The organism is Duganella sp. 1224 (assembly GCF_013408245.1).
GTDB lineage: Bacteria > Pseudomonadota > Gammaproteobacteria > Burkholderiales > Burkholderiaceae_D > Rugamonas.
The window spans coordinates 1,298,646-1,317,840 of sequence record NZ_JACBYS010000001.1 but is presented as its reverse complement, the minus strand read 5'-3'; the positions used below and the strand labels follow the sequence as shown (position 1 = coordinate 1,317,840).

At 63.6% G+C, this 19,195-nt stretch carries 19 protein-coding genes; 10 read left to right on the top strand and 9 right to left on the bottom strand.

What is annotated here, in order from left to right; genetic code table 11:
- Positions 1-38: 38 nt before the first annotated feature.
- The gene (locus tag FHW58_RS05985; protein WP_179672118.1) at positions 39-527 is read left to right on the top strand and encodes a hypothetical protein; all 489 of its coding nucleotides are present in this window, start codon (positions 39-41) and stop codon (positions 525-527) included.
- Here the strand turns inward: FHW58_RS05985 and FHW58_RS05980 are convergent.
- From FHW58_RS05980 to cyoA, 8 genes are read right to left on the bottom strand one after another with little or no spacing between them, the layout of a single operon-like run.
- Positions 508-1,098 (bottom strand): 2'-5' RNA ligase family protein, encoded by a 591-nt coding sequence (locus tag FHW58_RS05980; protein WP_179672117.1) that lies wholly within the window; start codon positions 1,096-1,098, stop codon positions 508-510. The two genes, FHW58_RS05985 and FHW58_RS05980, sit on opposite strands and share 20 nt — an antisense overlap.
- Positions 1,095-1,634, bottom strand: coding sequence for a response regulator transcription factor (locus FHW58_RS05975; protein WP_179672116.1), 540 nt, complete (start codon positions 1,632-1,634; stop codon positions 1,095-1,097). The genes FHW58_RS05980 and FHW58_RS05975 overlap by 4 nt, the downstream gene beginning before the upstream one ends.
- Entirely contained in the window at positions 1,631-3,016 is a 1,386-nt protein-coding gene (locus tag FHW58_RS05970; RefSeq protein WP_179672115.1) for an ATP-binding protein, read from the bottom strand. Before FHW58_RS05970 ends, FHW58_RS05975 begins: the two co-directional genes overlap by 4 nt.
- Positions 2,997-3,782 (bottom strand): SURF1 family protein, encoded by a 786-nt coding sequence (locus tag FHW58_RS05965; RefSeq protein ID WP_179672114.1) that lies wholly within the window; start codon positions 3,780-3,782, stop codon positions 2,997-2,999. Before FHW58_RS05965 ends, FHW58_RS05970 begins: the two co-directional genes overlap by 20 nt.
- Entirely contained in the window at positions 3,779-4,180 is a 402-nt protein-coding gene (cyoD, locus tag FHW58_RS05960; protein ID WP_179672113.1) for a cytochrome o ubiquinol oxidase subunit IV, read from the bottom strand. Before cyoD ends, FHW58_RS05965 begins: the two co-directional genes overlap by 4 nt.
- Positions 4,177-4,806, bottom strand: coding sequence for a cytochrome o ubiquinol oxidase subunit III (cyoC, locus tag FHW58_RS05955; RefSeq protein ID WP_179672112.1), 630 nt, complete (start codon positions 4,804-4,806; stop codon positions 4,177-4,179). Before cyoC ends, cyoD begins: the two co-directional genes overlap by 4 nt.
- Positions 4,799-6,805 (bottom strand): cytochrome o ubiquinol oxidase subunit I, encoded by a 2,007-nt coding sequence (gene cyoB, locus FHW58_RS05950; RefSeq protein WP_373996635.1) that lies wholly within the window; start codon positions 6,803-6,805, stop codon positions 4,799-4,801. Before cyoB ends, cyoC begins: the two co-directional genes overlap by 8 nt.
- Entirely contained in the window at positions 6,802-7,797 is a 996-nt protein-coding gene (gene cyoA, locus FHW58_RS05945; protein ID WP_179672110.1) for a ubiquinol oxidase subunit II, read from the bottom strand. The genes cyoB and cyoA overlap by 4 nt, the downstream gene beginning before the upstream one ends.
- Before the next feature lie 134 nt (positions 7,798-7,931).
- Here cyoA and FHW58_RS05940 point away from each other — a divergent pair, with 134 nt between their 5' ends.
- Together FHW58_RS05940 and FHW58_RS05935 are read left to right on the top strand one after the other, a co-directional pair.
- Positions 7,932-9,296, top strand: coding sequence for an MFS transporter (locus tag FHW58_RS05940; protein WP_179672109.1), 1,365 nt, complete (start codon positions 7,932-7,934; stop codon positions 9,294-9,296).
- A 190-nt stretch (positions 9,297-9,486) separates the two neighbouring features.
- Positions 9,487-11,283 (top strand): thiamine pyrophosphate-requiring protein, encoded by a 1,797-nt coding sequence (locus FHW58_RS05935; protein WP_179672108.1) that lies wholly within the window; start codon positions 9,487-9,489, stop codon positions 11,281-11,283.
- Here FHW58_RS05935 and FHW58_RS05930 read toward each other — a convergent pair.
- On the bottom strand, positions 11,280-12,971 hold the full coding sequence (locus tag FHW58_RS05930) for a methyl-accepting chemotaxis protein (protein ID WP_179672107.1): 1,692 nt from the start codon (positions 12,969-12,971) through the stop codon (positions 11,280-11,282). The genes FHW58_RS05935 and FHW58_RS05930 overlap by 4 nt on opposite strands.
- 220 nt (positions 12,972-13,191) lie before the next feature.
- Between FHW58_RS05930 and FHW58_RS05925 the strand changes: the two genes are divergently transcribed.
- The 7 genes from FHW58_RS05925 to FHW58_RS05895 all read left to right on the top strand — a co-directional run bounded on the left by FHW58_RS05925 (position 13,192) and on the right by FHW58_RS05895 (position 19,194).
- Positions 13,192-14,790, top strand: a complete 1,599-nt coding sequence (locus tag FHW58_RS05925) for an inorganic phosphate transporter (protein ID WP_179672106.1) — start codon at positions 13,192-13,194, stop codon at positions 14,788-14,790.
- A gap of 14 nt (positions 14,791-14,804) precedes the next feature.
- A complete protein-coding gene (gene ppk2 / locus FHW58_RS05920) occupies positions 14,805-15,725 on the top strand; it encodes a polyphosphate kinase 2 (RefSeq protein ID WP_179672105.1) in 921 nt (306 codons plus the stop codon).
- Positions 15,726-15,802: 77 nt separating this feature from the next.
- The gene (locus FHW58_RS05915; protein ID WP_179672104.1) at positions 15,803-16,801 is read left to right on the top strand and encodes a DUF5700 domain-containing putative Zn-dependent protease; all 999 of its coding nucleotides are present in this window, start codon (positions 15,803-15,805) and stop codon (positions 16,799-16,801) included.
- A 24-nt stretch (positions 16,802-16,825) separates the two neighbouring features.
- Complete coding sequence (locus FHW58_RS05910; protein ID WP_179672103.1) at positions 16,826-17,185, top strand: glyoxalase superfamily protein; 360 nt, start codon at positions 16,826-16,828, stop codon at positions 17,183-17,185.
- Between the two features lie 50 nt (positions 17,186-17,235).
- The gene (locus FHW58_RS05905) at positions 17,236-17,646 is read left to right on the top strand and encodes a hypothetical protein (protein WP_179672102.1); all 411 of its coding nucleotides are present in this window, start codon (positions 17,236-17,238) and stop codon (positions 17,644-17,646) included.
- A 589-nt stretch (positions 17,647-18,235) separates the two neighbouring features.
- Positions 18,236-18,595 carry an ankyrin repeat domain-containing protein gene (locus tag FHW58_RS05900; RefSeq protein ID WP_179672101.1) on the top strand — a complete coding sequence of 120 codons (360 nt, stop codon included), beginning with the start codon at positions 18,236-18,238 and terminating at the stop codon, positions 18,593-18,595.
- Positions 18,596-18,834: 239 nt separating this feature from the next.
- Complete coding sequence (locus FHW58_RS05895; RefSeq protein ID WP_179672100.1) at positions 18,835-19,194, top strand: hypothetical protein; 360 nt, start codon at positions 18,835-18,837, stop codon at positions 19,192-19,194.
- Position 19,195 lies beyond the last annotated feature (1 nt).

Below are 19,195 nucleotides of genomic sequence, written 5' to 3'. Positions count from 1 at the left end.
TATAATCGCAGTCCTCAATATGACGAAGAAAGCTTCGGATGATTAAACGTGTGCGTATTGCCGGGCTGGCGCTGCTGGCCTGCATCTCCGGCGCGGCCATGGCCGACGGCTTCGAGACCATCGAATCGCAGCCGCTGCGGGAAGTCTGGCTCAACGGCGGCTTCTATTCCTATCACTTCCAGCGCGACAAGGGCCTGAACGACAGCAATCCGGGCCTGGGCGCGGAGTGGCGTTTCTCGACGGTGGCGTCGGCCACGGTGGGGCGTTTCTACAACAGCGACCGCGCCTACTCGAACTACGCGGGCGTCTACTACCAGCCGTGGAAACTCGGCCCGGTGCGCATCGGCGCGGTGGTCGGCGGCTTCAATGGCTACCCCAAAATGCGCGATGGCGGCTGGTTCCCCGCCGCCATCCCTACCCTCAGCTACGAATACGAACGCGTGGGCGTCAACGTCGCCATCGTCCCCTCGTACAAGGACCGCCTGTACGGCGCGCTGTCGATCCAGCTCAAGCTGAAGGCATTCTGAAACGCGCCAGCACGTTGTAGGGACGTGCCTGGCCGATGTGACTGTGCAGCAGCACGAACTCGCGCACGGTCCACGCCACCGGCGCCACCGGCTGCGGCGGCGCTGTCACATCGTCGTACAGCAGCGTGACGTGGGGCGTGTAGCTGTGCGGATTGCCGGCAATGCCGGCCTTCAGCAAGGCGCCGGCCAGGTTGCGGTACAGCGCCGTGGCGCCGACCACGCCGTCGCCGCCGGTCAGCACGAACGGCCGGTTGCGGGCGCGGTTGACGAAGGTTTGCGCGGTGTCGAAGCTGACCACGAATGGCGGCGTGACCGCCGCCAGCGACGATGCTGCCGCCGAGGCGCGCGCGATCAGCGCGTCCGGCATGCCGGCGAAATCGCCCAGATTACACAAGGTGCAGTGCAGCTTGGCGTCGGCGATGGGACGGCCCTGCATGCCATGCCGCGCCTTCAGCTCCGCCGTCAGCGCGCCGATAGCGGCGCTGGCGACGGCGTCCGGTGCCAGCGCAAAGAAGAGGCGGTCGGTCAGCCTGGCCGGTGGCTCGAAGTCGAACAACGATTGCTGGCTCATTTGACGCGCTGCTTTTCCAGCTTGCGCGCCAGCGTGCGGCGGTGCATGCCCAACCGGCGCGCCGCCTCGGAAATGTTGAAGTCCGTCTCGGCCAGCACGGCGTGGATGTGCTCCCACTCCAGCGTCTTGACCGAGGTGGCGCGCGACGTCAGTTCCAGCTCGGCGGCGCCGGCCACGTGCTCGAAGGCGGCCTCGATATCGTCGGTATTCGACGGCTTGGCCAGGTACTGGCAGGCACCCAGCTTGATCGCCTCCACCGCCGTGTTGATGCTGGCGAAGCCGGTCAGCACCACGATCAGCATGTCCGGGTCGTGCTCGTGCAGCATCTGCACGCAAGCCAGGCCGGACGAATTGCCCTTCAGTTTCAGGTCCACCACGGCGTAGCCGGGCGAGTGGTCGACCAGCAGCGCGCTGGCGTCGTCCACGTTTTCCGCCAGCAGCACCTTGTAGCCGCGCCGCTCGAACGAGCGCCCCAGGGTGCGGGCGAAGGCCGCGTCGTCCTCCACCAGCAGCAAAACTCGGTCTTCTGTGGTCATGTCGTTTGTTGTTCCGTTTTGATTTCAATGGCGGACAGCGGCAGCGTCAGGCGCACACGCGCTCCGCCCTGCTCGCGATTGGTGGCCGTGACCTCGCCGCCCAGCGTGCGCGCCACGTTCAGCACCAGGAACAGTCCCAGCCCGCCGCCGGGACGGCCCTTGCTGGAATTGTACGGTTTGCCCAGCTGCGCCAGGATGGCCGGCGCGAAGCCGGGCCCGTTGTCGGTCACCTGCAGCACCAGCATGCCGCCCTCGATGCTCGCTTCCATGCGCAGCCATTCCGGCGACGCTTCCAGCGCATTATCCAACACATTGCAGATCATTTGCTTCAGGGTGGAATCGGACACCACCGGCACGTCGATGGCGATGCGGTTTTCCAGCTCGAACGCCAGCACCGGCCGGCCGACGCGCCACTCGGCCACCACCTCGTCGAGGAAGGTGTTGAGCGTGGTGGCGGTCGACGATTCGCCGCGCGCCTCGCCGGCCGACATCAGGATGCCGCTGACGATGGACTTGCAGCGCTGGAGCTGCGTCTGCATCTCGGCGATTTCCTCCAGCAGCACCGGGTTGCCCTTGAACTCGGGCATGCGCTTCCAGTCGCCCAGAATCACCGCCAGCGTGGCCAGCGGCGTGCCCAGTTCGTGCGCGGCGCCGGACGCCAACAGGCCCATACGGACGATGTGCTCCTCCTCGGCCGCGCGCTGGCGCATGTCCGACAGCGCCGCCGCGCTGCTGCGCATGTTTTGCATGATGCGGTTGATGAAGATGACCAGCAGCGCCGCATCCAAGATAAAGCACAGCAGCACGCCCTGCACGTACAGGCTGAAGATGCCCAGCGCGTGATCCTGCGGCAGTTGCAGCGGCTCGGAGAACAACGCCAGCCCGGCGATGCAGGCGCAGGTCACCAGCACGATGGTCCAGGTCGACCACGTCTCCAGCAGCACCGCGCCCAGGATCACGTGCAGCAGGTACAGGAACACGAAGGGATTGGTGGCGCCGCCGCTCAGGTAGAGCTGCGCCGTCAGGCTGGCGATGTCCACCGTCAGCGCCAGCAGCAGTTCGCTGTTGGACACCACCTGGTTTTCCTGCCAGCGCAAGATGCTGGCGACGTTGAAGGCGATCAGGCAGGCCAGCACGTTCAGCATGGCCGGCATCGGCAGCTGCACGCCCAGCAGGATGGACGCGGTGGCGATGGTGGTGATCTGGCCGATCACGGCGATCCAGCGCAGCTGGATCAGCTGCTGCATGTTCTTGTGGCCGGCCGCGTGGGAGATATTGCTGGCGGAGGCGTTGGCCGACGCCAGCGGTTCGACTACCGGAAGACGGGGACCGGGCCGGGCCCGGCCACCGTCGTAGGGATTACTATTTTTGTTTGCGCGCATCTCGGATTACCCATACCGTCGCCCCGGCCACCATCAGGGCCAGTGCGTACCAGGTGATAGCATAAACCAAGTGGTTGTTGACGAAGGAAATAACTGTCAGGCCGCCAACCGGCTGCTCGCCGTTGACCGGTCCCGCCGCCGTGGCCGACGCCGCGTCGGCATCGACGAAGTACGGCGCCACCGCCGGCAGGCCGCGCGCGCGGGCGATGGCCTGCACGTCGCGGGTGTACCAGTAGTTGCGCGCCGGTTCGTTCTGGCGCAGGCGGCCGGCGATTTCGCTCAGCCGCAGCAACCCGCTGACCGTCAGCGCCGGGCCGCTGGCGGCGCGGCAGGCGTCGGCCGGCGCCATCGCCGGCGCCGGCTGCGGTTTCCAGCCGCCGACGCCGGCCGGCACGAAGCCGCGGTTGACCATGACGATGGCGCCGTCCGCCGTGCACAGCGGCGTCAGCACCCAGTAGCCGATGCCGCGCTCCAGCGACGCCAGCACCTGCGTGGTTGCGCCGTGCAGCAGCACGCCGCTGAGCTGCACGCGGCGGTAGTCGTCCGCCTCGGCATTCAGTTGCGGCCATTGCGCCATCGACGGCGCCGGCACCGGCGCCGCGTGCACGCGCCGGTCGACGCGCTCGATCAGCGCCAGTTTCCATTGCAGCCGGTAGACCTGCCACGTTCCTAAAGCAAAAAACCCTGCAAACATCACCCCGGCCACGAGGACCAGGATGACGCGCAGGGCGCGGGAACGTTGGCGCTTGGAGGCGCCCGTCATCATTGCATGTCTTGCATGTTATGCATGTCGTTGCCCATCGATGGCATCATGTTGATGTTCATGTGGTACATGACCCAGATCGAGCCAGCCAGCACGATCACCAGCAGCACCAGCGTGAACAGCGTGGCCAGCATCGACCAGCCGCCTTCCGCCTTGCCGTTCATGTGCAGGAAGTAGACCATGTGCACCAGCACCTGGATCGCGGCGAAGCCGAGGATCACGATGGCGGTGGTGCTCGATTTGTCGAAGGCCTTGGTCATCACCAGCCAGAACGGAATCGCGGTCAGGATCACCGACAGGATGAAACCGATCGCGTAGTCCTTCAGGCTGCCGTGGTGGCCGTCATCGCCATGACCGTGGCCGTGGTCGTCGTGGCCGTGGTGGTTGTGTGGTGCGCTCATGGCAGGACTCCCATCAGATAAACAAAGGTGAAGACGCCGATCCAGATCACGTCCAGGAAGTGCCAGAACATCGACAGGCACATCAGGCGGCGGTTGTTTTCAGGCGTCAGGCCGTGCTTGATCAGCTGGAACACCAGCGTCACCAGCCACACCGTGCCGAAGGTCACGTGCAGACCGTGGGTGCCGACCAGCGCGAAGAACGAGCTGAGGAACGCGCTGCGCTGCGGACCCGCGCCTTCGTGGATCAGGTGCAGGAACTCGTACATCTCCAGGTACAGGAAGCACAGGCCGAAGGCGCCGGTGATCAACAGCCAGGCGATGGTGGCCTTCAGGTTCTTGCGCTGCGAGGCGATCATGGCGAAGCCGTAGGTGATCGACGACAGCAGCAGGAAGCCGGTGTTCAGCGCCACCAGCGGCAGGTCGAACAGCTCGGCGCCGGTCGGACCGCCGGCGTAGCTGCGGCCCAGCACCGCGTAGGCCGCGAACAGGCCGGCGAACAGCAGGCAGTCGCTCATCAGGTAAATCCAGAAGCCCAGCAGCGTGCCGTTCTCCGGATGGTGGTCACGCACGTAGTAACGCGCGCTTGGTTCTGCGCTCAGGGCGCCGTTTGCGTGAATGTCAGACATGGCTTTCCAGGAAACGAGTGTGCGCGTCTTCGGTGCGGGAAACTTCATCCGCCTTGATGTAGAAATCGCGCTTGTAGTTGAAGGTGTGGACAATGATCGCCACCAGCATGCCGGCGAACGCCAGTGCGGCCGGGATCCACATCGACCAGATCATGAAGAAGCCAAACACGCCAGCCAGCGCCGAGATGATGAAGCCGGCGGCGGTATTCTTCGGCATGTGGATGTCCACGAAGCCGTTCAGCGGACGCTTGTAGTTGTTGGCCTTCATGTCCGACCAGCTGTCGCTGTCATGCACCACCGGGGTGAACGCGAAGTTGTAGTCCGGCGGTGGCGACGAGGTGGCCCACTCCAGCGTACGGCCATCCCATGGATCGCCGGTGACGTCGCGCAGCTTGGCGCGGTCCTTGATGCTGATGGCGATCTGCAGCAGGAAGGCGCCAATGCCGGCGGCAATGATCAGCGCGCCAATGGCGGCGATGATGAAGTAGATCTGCAGCGACGGATCATCGAAGTGGTTCATGCGGCGGGTAACGCCCATGAAGCCCATGATGTACAGCGGCGTGAAGGCGACCCAGAAGCCGACCAGCCAGCACCAGAACGACACCTTGCCCCAAAACTCGTTCAGCTTGAAGCCGAAGGCTTTCGGGAACCAGTAGTTGATGCCGGCGAACAGGCCGAACACCACGCCACCGATGATCACGTTGTGGAAGTGGGCGATCAGGAACAGCGAGTTGTGCAGCACGAAGTCGGCCGGAGGCACGGCCAGCATCACGCCGGTCATGCCGCCGATGACGAAGGTCAGCATGAAGCCCACGGTCCACATCATCGGCACGGTGAAGCGGATGCGGCCCTTGTACATGGTGAACAGCCAGTTGAAGATCTTGGCGCCGGTCGGGATCGAGATGATCATCGTGGTGATGCCGAAGAACGAGTTGACGCTGGCGCCCGAACCCATGGTGAAGAAGTGGTGCAGCCACACCAGGTAGGACAGCACGGTGATCACGACGGTGGCGTACACCATCGAGGTGTAGCCGAACAGGCGCTTGCCCGAGAAGGTCGAGACGATTTCCGAGAACACGCCGAACACCGGCAGGATCAGGATGTACACCTCGGGGTGGCCCCAGATCCAGATCAGGTTCACGTACAGCATCGGGTTACCGCCGAGCTCGTTGGTGAAGAAGTTGAAGCCGGCGATACGGTCCAGCGACAGCATGGCCAGGGTGATGGTCAGGATCGGGAAGGTGGCGACGATCAGCGCGTTGGTGCACAGCGCGGTCCAGGTGAACACCGGCATTTTCATCATCGACATGCCCGGCGCGCGCATCTTGACGATGGTGGCGATCAGGTTGACGCCGGACAGCGTGGTGCCGACCCCGGCCACCTGCAAGGACCAGATATAGTAATCCACCCCGACATCCGGCGAGGCCGCGATGCCCGACAGCGGCGGGAAGGCCAGCCAGCCGGTCTTGCCGAATTCGCCGATGAACAGCGAGATCATCACCAGCACGGCGCCAAAGGTGGTCATCCAGAACGAGAAGTTGTTCAGGAACGGGAACGAGACGTCACGCGCGCCGATCTGCAGCGGCACCACGTAGTTCATCAGGCCGGTCACCAGCGGCATCGCCACGAAGAAAATCATGATCGTGCCGTGGGCGGTGAACACCTGGTCGAAGTGGTGCGGCGGCAGGAAGCCCGGATTGTCGCCGAAGGCGATGGCCTGCTGCGCGCGCATCATCAGCGCGTCGGCGAAGCCGCGCAGCAGCATGATGATACCCAGCACCATGTACATGATGCCGATGCGTTTGTGGTCGATCGAGGTGATCCAGTTGCGCCACAGCGGGCCCCACAGACGGAAGTAGAACATGGCCGCCAGCACGACGAGGCCGCCAAGGGCCACGCCGGCAAAGGTGCCAATCAGGATCGGTTCGTGGAACGGAATTGCGTCCAGCGACAGCCGCCCCATCATCAGGTTGGTCGAGTTGAGATCAGACATGGTCATTCTTTACGGGTAGGTTGAGCAGTGGCGGCGACAGCGGGTTCGCACACGTCTTTCGGCAGGTTTTTGGCCGCTGCCGCTGCTTTGATGCGCGTCGCATCCTGGTGCATCTGGGTGTTGATGCAGACCGCGCCTTCGGCCACGCAACGGTTCAGGATCAGGTCATAAATGCCCTTGTCCACGTTACCGAAGTGCATGATCGGGTGCTTGATGGTCGGCTTGTCCAGCGACAGCACTTCCGCGCGGTTCAGCACGGTGGTGCTGGCCTTGGTCTTGGCCACCCAGGCGTCGAAGTCGGCCTGCGACACGCCGTGGTACTTGAAGCGCATGTCCGAGAAGCCGGCGCCGCTGTAGTTGGCCGAGAAGCCGTCATACACGCCTACCTTGTTCATTACCGCGTTCAGTTGCGTCTCCATGCCCGGCATGGTGTAGACCATGCCGGCCAGCGCCGGAATGTAGAACGCGTTCATCACCGAGGTCGAGGTCATGTGGAAACGCACCGGCACGTCGACCGGGGTCACCAGCTCGTTGACGGTGGCGATGCCCTGCTCCGGATAGATGAACATCCATTTCCAGTCCATCGACACCACCTGCACCTCCAGCGGCTTGACGCCGGCGGCGATCGGGCGGTTCTCGTCCAGGCGGCTCAGCGGACGGTAGGGATCGAGCAGGTGGGTGTAAATCCACGTGATCAGGCCCAGCACGATGATGATCAGCAGCGGCGCGCCCCAGATCAGCAGTTCGAGCTTGGTCGAGTGGTCCCAGTCTGGCTTGTACTCGGCGGAAGTATTTGACTTCCTATAGCGCCAAGCGAACAGACAGATGAGAAACATGACAGGTACGATGATCAACAGCATCAGCAACGTTGACACAACAACAAGATGTGCCTGCTGCGCTGCGATATCCCCGGACGGATTCAGCACGACCGTATCGCAGCCAGCGAGCCACAGTAACGGTGCGAGGAGCAATCCACGACGAACGATAGGAGGAATCATGCGGTAATTTAGATTACAGATTGTTGGGAACATGCTACTGTACTCACGACGGACTGTTCTTGCCATTGGACACTTTGTCCTACCCGCTTGGACACCCCCGTGATAACAATTACTTAACACGAGACAAAGAGACTATGGCTAACACGACTTCTATCAATGACGTCCAAGCCGTTCAGGCTGGAGTCCACGAACATCACCATCAAACGAGCCCTGGCGCACGCAGTATCAATGCCAGGGATGGGCATATCTCTCCCGGGGAAATCGCCATCGGCGTGGTCATCGGGCGCGCTTCAGAATACTTCGACTTCTTCGTTTACGCCATCGCTTCAGCGCTGGTATTCCCGTCCGTGTTCTTTCCATACGACAGCAGGTTAGACGGCACACTATACGCTTTCGCGATTTTCGCGCTTGCTTTTATCGCCCGCCCGATCGGAACTGTGGCATTTATGGCAGTTCAGCATCGCTTTACCCGTGAAACCAAGCTCACCCTGGCACTGCTTATTATGGGGGTTTCCACGGCCGGAATCGCCTTCCTTCCGGACTATGCCAGCCTGGGGACCTCGTCCCTGGTGATTCTGGCCATCTTGCGGATTGGACAAGGAATCGCCCAGGGAGGGTCCTGGGACGGCCTGCCGTCGCTGCTGGCGCTCAACGCGCCCGAGCACAAGCGCGGCTGGTACGCCATGCTGGGCCAGCTGGGCGCGCCGATCGGCTTCATCATCGCCGCCGGCCTGTTCTCATACATGATGGCCAACCTGAGCTCGCTGGACTTCCTCGAATGGGGCTGGCGCTATCCGTTCTACGTGGCGTTTGCCATCAACGTGGTGGCGCTGTTCGCCCGCCTGCGGCTGGTGACCACGCATGAATACTCGCACCTGCTGGACGAGCACCAGCTGGATCCGGTGCCGGTCGGCGAGCTGCTCAGTTCGCAGACCCGCAACGTCATCATCGGCGCGCTGGCTGCGCTGGCCAGCTACGCGCTGTTCCACCTGGTGACGGTGTTCCCGCTGTCGTGGATTTCGCTGACCTCGCAGCGCTCGATCGCCGGCTTCCTGCAGGTGCAGATGGTGGGCGTGACGCTGATGGCGATCGGCATCATCATCTCCGGCTACGTGGCCGACCGCGTCGGCCGCCGCCGCACGCTGGGCACGCTGGCGACGATGATCGGGATTTTCAGCCTGTTCGTGCCGTTCCTGATCGGCGCCGGCCAGCACGGCGAGGACGCCTTCATCCTGATCGGCTTCTCGCTGCTGGGCCTGTCGTACGGCCAGGCGGCCGGCGCGGTGACGGCACAGTTCCCGCAGCGCTTCCGCTACACCGGCGCGGCGCTGACCAGCGACTTCGCGTGGCTGGTGGGTGCAGGCTTTGCGCCGCTGGTGGCGCTGGGGCTGTCGTCGCACTTCGGTCTGGCGTATGCCGGCGTCTACCTGCTGTCCGGCGCCGTCAGCTCGCTGGCCGCGCTGAGCATCAATCGCGCCTGGAACATCCGCGATAATTAAAAAGCACCCCGACCGAAGGGTCTGACCCAAGGTCCGGATAGGGGCTGCGCCCCGCCGGCCCTGCGGGCCGGCCCCTGACGCCTGCGGTGTGCGGGTTTCACCGGTGCCCTCCGCGCACGTTATCGCTGCGCAACTGTCAACCTCCCGGCTAGAATCACCCCATCTTGCGACTTTGGGTCAGGGGTGTGGCATGTCAACAACAGTAGGCGACTTCATCTTGAAAAGGCTGGCCGACTGGGGCGTCAAGCGCATTTACGGCTACCCTGGCGACGGCATCAACGGCGTCATCGGCGCCTTCGGCCACACCCAAACCGGCATCGAATTTGTGCAGGTGCGTCATGAAGAACTGGCGGCCTTCATGGCCTGCGCCCATGCAAAATTCAGCGGCGAGGTCGGCGTCTGCCTGGCTACCTCCGGCCCCGGCGCCATCCACCTGCTCAACGGCCTGTACGACGCCAAGCTGGACCACCAGCCGGTGGTCGCCATCGTCGGCCAGCAGGCGCGCATGGCGCTCGGCGGCGACTACCAGCAGGAAGTCGACCTGCTGTCGCTGTTCAAGGACGTCGCCCACGACTTCGTGCAGATGGCCACCACGCCAGCGCAAGTGCGCCACCTGATCGACCGCGCCGTGCGCATCGCCATCGAACGCCGCACCGTCACCTGCGTGATCCTGCCCAGCGACCTGCAAGACATGAAAGCCGTCGAAACGCCGCCGCGCGAACACGGCAGCGTCCACAGCGGCATCGGCTACACCGGCCACGCCGTCGCCCCGCGCCACGAAGACCTGCAACGCGCCGCCGCCGTGCTCAACGCCGGCAAGAAGGTCGCCATCCTGGCCGGCGCCGGCGCCCTGCATGCCACCGACCAGTTGATCGCCGTGGCCGAACGGCTCGGCGCCGGCGTCGCCAAGGCGCTGCTCGGCAAGGCCGCCGTGCCGGACGACCTGCCCTACGTCACCGGCGCCATCGGCCTGCTCGGCACCAAGGCTAGCTGGGACCTGATGAACGAATGCGACACCCTGCTGATGGTCGGCTCAGCCTTTCCCTACGCCGAATTCCTGCCCAAGGAAGGCAAGGCGCGTGGCGTGCAGATCGACATCGACGCCCGCATGCTCAACCTGCGCTACCCGATGGAAGTGTGCCTGATGGGCGACAGCGCCGCCACGCTGGAGGCCTTGCTGCCGCTGCTGGAGCCGCGCACCGGGCACAGCTGGCGCCAGCGCGTCGAAAGCAACGTCGCCGACTGGTGGCAGGTACTGGAGGCGCGCGCCATGAACGCCGCCAAGCCGATCAATCCGCAGCGCGTGTTCTGGGAACTGTCGCCGCGCCTGCCGGACGGCGCCATCCTGACCTGCGATTCCGGCTCCTGCGCCGGTTGGTACGCGCGCGACCTCAAGCTGCGGCGCGGCATGACGGCCTCGCTGTCCGGCGGCCTGGCGTCGATGGGCTCAGCGCTGCCGTACGCGCTGGCCGCCAAGTTCGTGCACCCCGAGCGGCCGGTGATCGCGCTGCTCGGCGACGGCGCCATGCAGATGATCGGCATCAACGCCCTGATCACCATTGCGGCCCGCTGGCGCGACTGGGCCGATCCGCGCATGGTGATCATGGTGCTCAACAACGGCGACCTCAACATGGTCAGCTGGGAGCAGCGCATCACCGAGGGCGACGCCAAGCTGGAAGCCTCGCAGACGCTGCCGCCGTTCCGCTACGCTGAGTACGCCCAATTGCTGGGCCTGCGCGGCATCCGCGTCGACGACCCGGAGCAAGTAGCGTTCGCGTGGGACGACGCGCTGACGTCGCGCGTGCCGACCGTGCTGGAAATGGTCACCGATCCCGACGTGCCGCCGCTGCCGCCGCACGTCTCGGCCACACAGGGCGCGCACTACCTGCGCGCCATGCTGCGCGGCGACGCCGACGCCACCGGCGTCATCACCGCCACCATCAAGGAAGTGTGGGACGGCCTGTTCCCGGGCCGCGGCAAGGGCTAGAACTGCTGCCAATCGTCGCCGGCCGTCACCGGGGCGCGGGCGACGGCGCGCGGCGCCCGCGTCAGCCGCGCCGTGGTGGCGTCGGCCGTGGCGTTGGCGGTGATGGTGGCGCGCAGCGGCCGCAGGGCCGGGGGCCGCGCCTCCTGTGCCGTCCCCAGCCGGAACACATGCACCGCCTGCGCCAGGTGTAGCGCCTGCTCGTGCATCGATTCGGCCGCGGCGGCGGCCTCCTCCACCAGCGCCGCGTTCTGTTGCGTCACCTGGTCCATCTGCGAGATGGCCTGGTTGATCTGCTCGATACCAGCGTTCTGCTCCTGGCTGGCCAGCGCGATCTCGGCCATGATGTCGGTCACGCGCTTGACGCTGTAGACGATCTCATCCATGGTACTGCCGGCCTGGTCCACCAGGCGCGCGCCGGCGTCGACCTTGCCGACCGAATCATCGATCAGTGCCTTGATTTCCTTGGCCGCCGCCGCCGAGCGCTGCGCCAGCGTGCGCACCTCCGAAGCCACCACCGCGAAGCCGCGCCCCTGCTCGCCCGCGCGCGCCGCCTCTACCGCCGCGTTCAGCGCCAGAATATTGGTCTGGAACGCAATGCCATCAATCACGCCGATGATGTCGACGATCCGGCGCGACGACGCATTGATCGAACCCATGGTTTCCACCACCTGCGACACCACCTGGCCACCGCGCAGCGCCACCTCGGACGCCGACACCGCCAGCGCATTGGCCTGGCGCGCATGGTCCGCGCTCTGCTTGACGGTCGAGGTCAGCTCCTCCATCGACGACGCCGTCTCCTCCAGCGAACCGGCCTGTTCCTCGGTGCGCGACGACAGGTCCTGGTTGCCGCTGGCGATCTGGCGCGAGGCGGTGCCGATGCTGTCGGTGCCGGCGCGCACCTCGCCAACGATCGCCGCCAGGCTCGCCGTCATCGTCTGCAAGGCCGTCAGCAACTGGCTGACCTCGTCGCGTCCACGCACCTGGATGCTGTGCGTCAGGTCGCCCGCCGCCACCGTCCGCGCGGCGTCGACGGCGGCGTTGATCGGCCGCGTGATCGAGCGGGTAATCAGCAGCGCCAGCGTGGTTGCGGCAAACGCGCCCAGCAGCGTGGCGCCGATCAGGAAGCGCACGGCAAACGTGTAGTCGCCGTCAATCTGCGCCACCAGCGCGGCGTTCTGCTGGTCTTGCAGCGCGACCATCTCGTTGAGCAGCGCGAAGGTGCCGTCCTGGTGCTTTTGCACCGAGTTCAGCAGGAAAGCCGGCGCCTCGGCCGCCTTGCCATCGTTGACCAGCTGCACCACCTGGCCGAGGCGGCGCAAGGTCTCCGGCGCCTCGGTCCGCAGCTGCGCGTAGACCTGTTGGGCACGCTCGGTGCGGATCAGCGTCCCCAGCCGCGCCATGCTGGCGTTGAAGTTTTTCTGGGCGCCGTCAATGCGCGCCTGCATTTTGGCTTGCGTCTGCTGGTCGGTGTACAGGATGATGTTGCGTGCCGACCGGGCGATCAGGTTCAGTTCGCTCAGCATGGCATGCGACAGCGCGATCTTGGTGTTGTTTTCATTGACCACCACATCCATGCGCGCCTTGGTGTCGGCCAGCGACGACCAGCCGATGTAGGCAATCACCAGCAGCAAGGCCAACACCGCGCCAAACGCCAGTTGCAGGCGCGCGCCGATTCTCAAATTATTCATGTTCAGTTCTCAATGGGGACAAGACAATGCGGCGGGGCTGGGCCGGGGATGCGGTCTGGCGACCGGCATGCGGTGCGCGTCACGGGGCAGGCATGGAGCGACAGTGTAATGGCATTGTTGCCCAATGGCAAATCTTTTAACAGCGCTGGCGGGGCGGGTCATCACCCCGTCACAATCCGAATGTACAGTCAGTTTCCATTTTTGCACTGGAGTTGACTGCATGAATACTGTCGTCCAACCTGCCCGCCCAAGCCCCGCGGACAGCAAGAACACGCCGCTGACTGCTGCCATCTTCGTCCTGCTGCTGGTGGCCGGATTGCTGTACAGCGCCTTCAGCCTGCGTGCCGACGTCTCCGAGGCCGGACCGGTGGCCACCAGCTGGCTGCCCTACATCCTGCTCGGCGTGGCGCTGCTGATCGCGCTGGGCTTTGAATTCGTCAACGGCTTCCACGACACCGCCAACGCGGTCGCCACCGTCATCTACACCAACTCCATGCCGGCCAACGCCGCCGTGGTGTGGTCCGGCTGCTTCAACTTCCTCGGCGTGCTGACGTCGAGCGGCGCGGTCGCCTTTGGCATCATCTCGCTGCTGCCGGTGGAACTGATCCTGCAGGTTGGCTCCAGTTCCGGCTTCGCCATGGTGTTCGCGCTGCTGATCGCCGCCATCGTCTGGAACCTCGGCACGTGGGCGCTCGGCCTGCCGGCATCGTCGTCGCACACCATGATCGGCTCCATCCTCGGCGTCGGCATCGCCAACGCCTTGATGCATGGGCGCGACGGCACCAGCGGCGTCGATTGGGCGCAGGCCTCCAAGGTCGGTTACTCGCTGCTGCTGTCGCCGCTGGTGGGCTTCGGCTGCGCCGCCCTGCTGCTGCTGGCGCTGCGCGCGCTGGTCAAACGCCGCGAACTGTACGAGGCGCCGCAGGGCAATACGCCGCCGCCGTGGTACATCCGCGGCCTGCTGATCCTGACCTGCACCGGCGTCTCCTTCGCGCACGGCTCCAACGACGGCCAAAAGGGCATGGGCCTGATCATGCTGATCCTGGTGGGCACGGTGCCAATGGCCTACGCGCTGAACCGCGCGCTGCCGGCCGACCAGGTGACGCAGTTCGTCGCCGTCACCCAGGTCACCCAGCAGTCGCTGCAAAAGTACATCGTGCCTGGCGCACTGCCGGCCGCCGAGCCGCGCACCGCGCTGTCGACCTACATCCGCACCAAGGACTATACCCCGGCCGTGCTGCCGGCGCTGGCGGCGCTGACCGCCGACATCGGCCAGGCCGTCAAGCAGCATGGCTCGCTGGCCAAGGTGCCGGCGGAAACCGTGGGCAATGTGCGCAACGATATGTACCTGGCCGCCGAAGCCATGCGCCTGCTGGACAAGAGCCACGCCGTGCCGTTCGACGCCGACGCCGCCGCCAACCTCAAGGCCTTCAGGAAGCAGCTGGACGACGCCACCAAATTCATCCCGCTGTGGGTCAAGGTGGCGGTGGCCATCGCCCTCGGCCTGGGCACCATGGTGGGCTGGAAGCGCATCGTGGTTACGGTTGGCGAAAAAATCGGCAAGTCGCACCTGACCTACGCGCAGGGCGCGTCGGCCGAACTGGTGGCCATGGCCACCATCGGCGCGGCCGACATCTACGGCCTGCCGGTATCGACCACGCACGTGCTGTCGTCCGGCGTGGCCGGCACCATGGCGGCCAACCGCTCCGGCCTGCAGTGGTCCACCGTACGCAACCTGGCGCTGGCCTGGGTGCTGACCTTGCCGGCCGCGATCTTGTTATCCGGCTCGCTGTTCTGGCTGTTCTCCCACATCTTCTGACATCAGGAATACCCATGCAATTGAACGAACAAGAGCTGCTGGAACGCGTCCAGCGCGAGCTGACCGACAGCTACGACGAAGAACTGGAGATGGAACTGGAAGACCGCGAAATCGATCCGGTCACCAAGCAAATCATCGAGCGCGAGCGCAGCGCCGAAGCCAAGGAGGCGCGCCGCCTGTACTTCCGCGAGCTGTTCCGCCTGCAGGCGGAGCTGGTCAAGCTGCAGGACTGGGTGGTCCACACCGGCCACAAGGTGGTGATCCTGTTTGAAGGCCGCGACGCCGCCGGCAAGGGTGGCGTCATCAAGCGCATCGTCCAGCGCCTGAATCCGCGCGTGTGCCGCGTGGCCGCGCTGCCGGCGCCAAGCAGCCGGGAACGCACGCAGTGGTACTTCCAGCGCTACGTGTCGCACCTGCCGGCGGCCGGCGAGATCGTGCTGTTTGACCGCAGCTGGTACAACCGCGCCGGCGTCGAGCGTGTGATGGGCTTCTGCACCGACGACCAGTACGAAGAGTTCTTCCAGACCGTGCCGGAGTTCGAGCGCATGCTGGTGCGCTCCGGGATCCAGGTCATCAAATACTGGTTCTCGATTTCCGATGAAGAGCAGAACGCCCGCTTCCTCGGCCGCATCCACGATCCGCTCAAACAGTGGAAACTCAGCCCGATGGACCTGGAATCGCGCCGCCGCTGGGAGGAATACACCCGGGCCAAGGAAGTGATGCTGGAGCGGACCCATATTCCCGAGGCGCCGTGGTGGGTGGTGCAAGGCGTGGACAAGAAAAAGGCACGCCTCAACTGCATCCATCACCTGCTGGGGCAAATGCCGTACGAAGAAGTGACGCACCCCGAGATCGAGCTGCCCGAGCGCGAATACCACGATGACTACGTGCGCCGCCCGGTGCCGCCCGAAATTATCGTGCCAGAAGTGTATTAAGCTGCTAAAGTTATCAGCTTTATACATTTCCGCATGGGGGATGGATGGTCCGGATTTGCCGCTGGCTGCTTTTACTGTTGCTGTGTTCCTCCGGCGCCCGCGCCGGCCAACTGAGCTTCAGCTTCGATTTCGAGAATGCCCGGATCGTCAGCACGGCGATCAGCAGCGGCAACTTCAACCTCCCCGCTGGCTTCTGCGACAGCGACGACGCCAAGGCGCTGATCCGCAAGCTGCGCCTCAAGGATTGCGAGGCGCTGATCAGCCGCTTCAAGGCGCTGCGCGACAAGCAGCAGCCGCGCGCCGTGGCCAGCGCGCTGGCGGCGGAACTGTCCCGGCCTGGCTACGGCAAGTACGCGCCGCTGGCGGTGGAAGTGACGCGCCAGCTGAACGAATACATTCCGCCCACCTTCGCCGCGCAACTCAGGGTGCGCTTCATCTTTGGCAGCAACTCGGCCGGTTTCGCCTTCGACGACGTGGACGACGTCTACGTCGACATGATGCGCTTCGGCGACGCCTCCACCCAGGAGCTGGCGGAGACCGTCGCCCATGAGCTGTTCCACGCGGTGCAAAACCACGTGATGCCGCCCGAGAACCTGCCCAAGGCCGCCGGTGCCGCCAGCGTCACCGGCCCGCTGTGGCTCAATCACTTGCTGAATCAACTGGCGCGCGAAGGCACGGCCGAACTGTTCACCCATCCGATCATCGACCGCGCGCCGACGCCCTACTCGGCGCTCAAAATCGCCGGCATCGAGCGCAACAACCGCCGCATCGGCGGCATCCGCACCCTGTTCGAGACGCTGGGCTGGCGTATGCTGCTGGTGCCGCCGGAGAATGAAGACGCGTACGACAACATCTACGGCATCATGTTCTACACCGACTTCGACGAAACCGCCTATGACCTGGGCTGGCTGATGGCCTCCACCATCATCCGCCAGGATGGAAAAGGCGCGATCTTCGATCTGCTCAAGCGGCCGCCCAAAGAATTCCTGCTGCGCTATCAGGCCATCGCGAGCAAGGAAGGCAAGCTGCCGCTGTTCAGCGCGGAATTCGTCCAGCAAGTGCAGGCGCTCAGATAACGCGGCCACGACAAAGGAAACGCCATGAGCCTCGGCACCATCACCCCGATCCTGCGGTTTTTCGACGAAGCGAAAACGCGCGAGTTCTACCTCGACTTCCTCGGCTTCCAGGTCGATTGGGAGCATCGTTTTGAAGACGGCATGCCGCTGTACATGCAAGTATCCAAGGACGGCTGCGCGCTGCACCTGAGCGAGCATTTCGGCGACTGCTCACCCGGCGCCGCCATCCGCATCGGCACCACCGACGTCGACGCCTACCAAGCCGAATTAATCGCCAAACACTACAAGAACGCCCGTCCCGGCGTGGAAGACGTGCCCTGGGGCGGACGCGAGATGTCGATCCGCGACCCGGCCAGCAATCGCCTGACCTTCTACAACCGTTGAGCAATGCCACCTCTGCGTTGGGCGCGGCTGAATTCAAACCTGAAGAACTCATGGACACATTAAAAGACATCGTCGAGTTTCGCTCGATTCAGTTCGCCCCACTTCTGCCGGATGAAGCGCAAGTAAATCCCGGCGTGTACGGTGCGGAATTGGCGTTCTGGTTAAGCACCTTCCTTGCCGGGCTGGGTGTCATCACCAGTTACCCTCAGCACGAAGACTGGGGCTGGTACGTCGACTACACAACAGACAGTGGTGCCGAGTTTGCGATCCACTGCGGGAATGTCGACGGTTCGAAAGACCAGTGGTTGCTCTCGCTACGCCCGATCCCTAGAAAAATGTTTGGCCGGGATAAACCGCCATTTGCTGATGCCGCAAAACTCATTGCCGGCATACGAACGGCTGTCGGCGCGTTAAATTCGGCTTCGGAAGTTGTCTGGCACTGGGATAACGCCAACACCTGAATTGCATAGCTCAGACGTGATCTCAGCCGAACTGCCAGTTGCCTAAAGTTCTGGATGACCACTACCGGCCAACACATCCGTTGTCATTGCCAGATGGAGCGCTGGGGGGCGAACTGGCGCACGTTGGCTGCCATCTGGCTATGGAAGCGTGCCCGTGCCTTGGACACCGGCGTTTCATTTTCTACGCTCGAAAGTATCACTGAGACACTGTTGCGGTCACTGTAGATGGTTTCCGCTTGCATGGGAGTGCCTTGCGCTGCAGGGTAGCTGTGTTTTGGCCCGGCGACGGGAGCCCTGACCGACACGCTCGATGCAATAACGCGCTTTGACATCCAGCCATCCATCTGAACGTGACAATTCGTGAACATTTCCTTTGTGCAACTTGATATACTGGTAGCTCTTCATGGCCGAAAAACGCTGTGCCACGCTCGCGACCCGAGATTCTTCTTTAGTTGCTGTGGTTGGAACTGCTTCTCCCTGTCATATGGCTCCAATGATCGGCGGCAGCGCGATGGTGCCGGCGGCATGCTGTTTTGTGGCGTAATTTCACATTTATTTTTCTATGTTAAAAACTTATGCGATTAGTCTGATGCTGTTGATGATCAGCGGTGCTGTGTCGGCGGACGATGCCAAATGTTCCAGTGCGCGGCCTTGCATTGAGGTGAAAGTCATGAGCCAGACCATAAAAGTCATGGAACATGGTGCCAATCCCAACGTGAGTTCGCGCCGCAGTGATGTCCCGTTGAATACAGCGATTTATTGGGGCAAGCGGGAGGTTTTCGACTTGCTATTGCAGTATGGTGCCGACGTCAATATCAATCTCGACAGTACCAGCCCAAACGGACGTACGCCTTATGAAATGGCGATTAAACGCAATGACACATATATGGTAAATGCGCTATTGCGCGCAGGTGCAAAGCCTGTGGGGCCTCGGGCGCCTGAAAAGTAAATCTTTAGTAATTTCAGCGGTTTATATAAATTCTGCTTGGGCCGATGGCGATTAAACGACGCCCTCCAAAAAGCTAAAGACTACCGGATGGCACACGGCTTCTTTTGAGCTTGCACGTCGTGGGATTGCGATTGGAGTTGGTAGCCGCCTGGCGCAATGTTACGATGCGATGACTGTATTTCGTCTGCTTGCTCGTCGAATCGATACACCTGCCGGAGTCTCGGCACAAAGGATACATCATGCGTTTACTGATTTTTATCGCCGCCGCCCTTCTGTCGTCCCAGGCGCTTGCCGGCACCAACTGCAGGCCGCTGTCGCAGGCGCCGGCCACCATCGCGTTGACGGCGCAGCATGGCGTGACCACCATGCGCTCTACCGACAAATTCGTCGCCACCTCCGAACCGCAGCCATTCAGCTCGCCCAACTTCAGCTTTTCGATCGTGGCCGTGTCGTCCTGTAACGAGGGCCTGGAAATCAAACTGCTGCAGACGAGCGGTGACTCGCAGCACTTCCTGCAGTGGAACCAGTCGGTCGTCGTCAACGGCAAGGCCGGCACCGACCACCACATCACCGTCACGGCGAAGCGCGCAAGACAATAAG

Coding starts and splice junctions, on each gene's coding strand:
- FHW58_RS05900 (WP_179672101.1), top strand. CDS start 18,236: ATGCTGTTGATGATCAGCGGTGCTGTGTCGGCGGACGATGCCAAATGT.
- FHW58_RS05965 (WP_179672114.1), bottom strand. CDS start 3,782: ATGATGACGGGCGCCTCCAAGCGCCAACGTTCCCGCGCCCTGCGCGTC.
- FHW58_RS05940 (WP_179672109.1), top strand. CDS start 7,932: ATGGCTAACACGACTTCTATCAATGACGTCCAAGCCGTTCAGGCTGGA.
- FHW58_RS05935 (WP_179672108.1), top strand. CDS start 9,487: ATGTCAACAACAGTAGGCGACTTCATCTTGAAAAGGCTGGCCGACTGG.
- cyoC (WP_179672112.1), bottom strand. CDS start 4,806: ATGTCTGACATTCACGCAAACGGCGCCCTGAGCGCAGAACCAAGCGCG.
- FHW58_RS05905 (WP_179672102.1), top strand. CDS start 17,236: ATGGACACATTAAAAGACATCGTCGAGTTTCGCTCGATTCAGTTCGCC.
- FHW58_RS05975 (WP_179672116.1), bottom strand. CDS start 1,634: ATGACCACAGAAGACCGAGTTTTGCTGCTGGTGGAGGACGACGCGGCC.
- FHW58_RS05925 (WP_179672106.1), top strand. CDS start 13,192: ATGAATACTGTCGTCCAACCTGCCCGCCCAAGCCCCGCGGACAGCAAG.
- cyoA (WP_179672110.1), bottom strand. CDS start 7,797: ATGATTCCTCCTATCGTTCGTCGTGGATTGCTCCTCGCACCGTTACTG.
- FHW58_RS05980 (WP_179672117.1), bottom strand. CDS start 1,098: ATGAGCCAGCAATCGTTGTTCGACTTCGAGCCACCGGCCAGGCTGACC.
- cyoB (WP_373996635.1), bottom strand. CDS start 6,805: ATGACCATGTCTGATCTCAACTCGACCAACCTGATGATGGGGCGGCTG.
- FHW58_RS05930 (WP_179672107.1), bottom strand. CDS start 12,971: ATGAATAATTTGAGAATCGGCGCGCGCCTGCAACTGGCGTTTGGCGCG.
- FHW58_RS05895 (WP_179672100.1), top strand. CDS start 18,835: ATGCGTTTACTGATTTTTATCGCCGCCGCCCTTCTGTCGTCCCAGGCG.
- ppk2 (WP_179672105.1), top strand. CDS start 14,805: ATGCAATTGAACGAACAAGAGCTGCTGGAACGCGTCCAGCGCGAGCTG.
- cyoD (WP_179672113.1), bottom strand. CDS start 4,180: ATGAGCGCACCACACAACCACCACGGCCACGACGACCACGGCCACGGT.
- FHW58_RS05910 (WP_179672103.1), top strand. CDS start 16,826: ATGAGCCTCGGCACCATCACCCCGATCCTGCGGTTTTTCGACGAAGCG.
- FHW58_RS05970 (WP_179672115.1), bottom strand. CDS start 3,016: ATGCGCGCAAACAAAAATAGTAATCCCTACGACGGTGGCCGGGCCCGG.
- FHW58_RS05985 (WP_179672118.1), top strand. CDS start 39: ATGATTAAACGTGTGCGTATTGCCGGGCTGGCGCTGCTGGCCTGCATC.